The sequence below is a fragment of the Microcoleus sp. PH2017_05_CCC_O_A genome, assembly GCF_020738785.1.
Taxonomy (GTDB): domain Bacteria; phylum Cyanobacteriota; class Cyanobacteriia; order Cyanobacteriales; family Microcoleaceae; genus Microcoleus.
Map to the genome: position 1 here is coordinate 1 of NZ_JAEQCB010000313.1, position 1,435 is coordinate 1,435.

The following is a 1,435-nucleotide window of genomic DNA, read 5'->3' on the forward strand; positions in this document are numbered from 1 at the left end:
AAGTAAACTATAGACAAAGGTTTCAAATTTGAAAGTTTTGAAGAAATATGCTAAATATAAAATTAAAAGTGGAGGAAAGTTTTGATGACTGAGAATGCCGTGAAAGTAGATATCTCATTTCAATCACTGCTGGAAGCTATTTCGTCACTGGGAGTTGCTGAAAGATACAAGATATGGGAATTTTTGGAAGCTGAATTATTCCCGAATGAGGACGATTCTCCCGAAGACATTGCTGAAATTGAAAATGAAAACTTTCCACTACTCACGGAGTTGGGCATTCCGTTGGCAGCAGAGTGCAAGGCGTTATAATTAAAAATGCAAAATGCAAAATTCCAAATGGAAGCTACAGAGGAATCGGGAGTATGAGGAGATATGCAAATTGTTTGGACAAAACACGCCCAGGAACGTCAGCTACAATGGGAAGAGCGATTGAAAATTACCAGGGAAGAGGTTGAGGCGGCCCTCACCAATCCTCAACAGATTATCGTGGAAGATGATGTATTGGTTGCTCAAATCAAACGAGGCAACGGTCTTCTTAGAGTACCCTTTGTTGAAATTGGCAAAACCAGACGAATCTTAACTCTGTAGTGGACTAATCAAGTTAAGCGATATTGGCAGGAGAATCCTAATGAAAGTTAAATACGATGCAGAAGCAGACATTCTAATTTTTATCTTCCGTGATGCGTTTCCAGCCAATGCTATCTCTGAACCTGGAGGCGTGATTGTCAGTTATGACGAAAATGATGAACCAGTTAGCATCGAATTTCTCAATGCCTCCAAACGTCAACTGTTGAATCCTCAAGAGCTCATGCTAACGATCGCAACTTAGTTGATGGGCTTTAGCGAGATGGCACGGTAATATTGTCAGCTTTCTTGATTTAGCTATTTTTCAAATATTTACCCAAAAACTCTAACTGGTTCACCATTTCCTCTGCTGTCTTATTAGCGGTTAGTTCCATAATGGCTCTAACTTGCTCCCCGACGGAATAATCTTGTGAGATCAGCGCAATGCCAGCATGAGATTCCTCTCCGATCAAAAACTCAGTATGTAACTGACAGAAGTCTCCAATATTGTGACTGTAAAGGACTCTGTTTTGAGTGGCAGCTAGCCGAAGTTGTTCTTCGTCAATTAACCCTTCTGTTTGAGTTTCATTGACGGTGGTTACATCGACTTGACGCGATCGTAATGCCCGTAGAAGAGACTGATCTTGCGAGTCTTCATCTAGGTAAAGCTTAATCTCACTCATACTTCTTTACCAACGTTGCTGTACAAAGCTTCCAGACGCTTGGCTTCTGCTGCTTGATGAATCAAATCAGTTTCAATTTCTTTGGTGTTGGCATGATAGTAGGTGAGTGCGGCGTAGACTTCGGCGAGGGTGAGATGAGAAATGCGATCGCAAATCTCTTCAGCATTCAATCCTCGCTTGTACCAGGT

5 protein-coding genes are annotated in these 1,435 nt (G+C 41.5%); 3 read left to right on the forward strand and 2 right to left on the reverse strand.

Annotated elements, in window-relative coordinates:
• The first annotated feature begins 84 nt into the window (after positions 1 to 84).
• The 3 genes from JGK20_RS34255 to JGK20_RS34265 all read left to right on the forward strand — a co-directional run bounded on the left by JGK20_RS34255 (position 85) and on the right by JGK20_RS34265 (position 829).
• Positions 85 to 309 carry a hypothetical protein gene (locus JGK20_RS34255; RefSeq protein ID WP_293185859.1) on the forward strand — a complete coding sequence of 75 codons (225 nt, stop codon included), beginning with the start codon at positions 85 to 87 and terminating at the stop codon, positions 307 to 309.
• 63 nt (positions 310 to 372) lie between these two features.
• Positions 373 to 588, forward strand: coding sequence for a hypothetical protein (locus JGK20_RS34260; protein ID WP_293233841.1), 216 nt, complete (start codon positions 373 to 375; stop codon positions 586 to 588).
• Between the two features lie 40 nt (positions 589 to 628).
• Positions 629 to 829 (forward strand): DUF2283 domain-containing protein, encoded by a 201-nt coding sequence (locus JGK20_RS34265; RefSeq protein ID WP_293185861.1) that lies wholly within the window; start codon positions 629 to 631, stop codon positions 827 to 829.
• 49 nt (positions 830 to 878) lie between these two features.
• Here the strand turns inward: JGK20_RS34265 and JGK20_RS34270 are convergent, their stop codons facing one another.
• Together JGK20_RS34270 and JGK20_RS34275 are read right to left on the reverse strand one after the other, a co-directional pair.
• Positions 879 to 1,247 carry a DUF5615 family PIN-like protein gene (locus JGK20_RS34270; protein WP_293233843.1) on the reverse strand — a complete coding sequence of 123 codons (369 nt, stop codon included), beginning with the start codon at positions 1,245 to 1,247 and terminating at the stop codon, positions 879 to 881.
• The coding region (locus tag JGK20_RS34275) for a DUF433 domain-containing protein (RefSeq protein WP_293233845.1) at positions 1,244 to 1,435 on the reverse strand (192 nt) is incomplete at its 5' end. The genes JGK20_RS34270 and JGK20_RS34275, both read right to left, overlap by 4 nt.

Coding starts and splice junctions, on each gene's coding strand:
- JGK20_RS34255 (WP_293185859.1), top strand. CDS start 85: ATGACTGAGAATGCCGTGAAAGTAGATATCTCATTTCAATCACTGCTG.
- JGK20_RS34260 (WP_293233841.1), top strand. CDS start 373: ATGCAAATTGTTTGGACAAAACACGCCCAGGAACGTCAGCTACAATGG.
- JGK20_RS34265 (WP_293185861.1), top strand. CDS start 629: ATGAAAGTTAAATACGATGCAGAAGCAGACATTCTAATTTTTATCTTC.
- JGK20_RS34270 (WP_293233843.1), bottom strand. CDS start 1,247: ATGAGTGAGATTAAGCTTTACCTAGATGAAGACTCGCAAGATCAGTCT.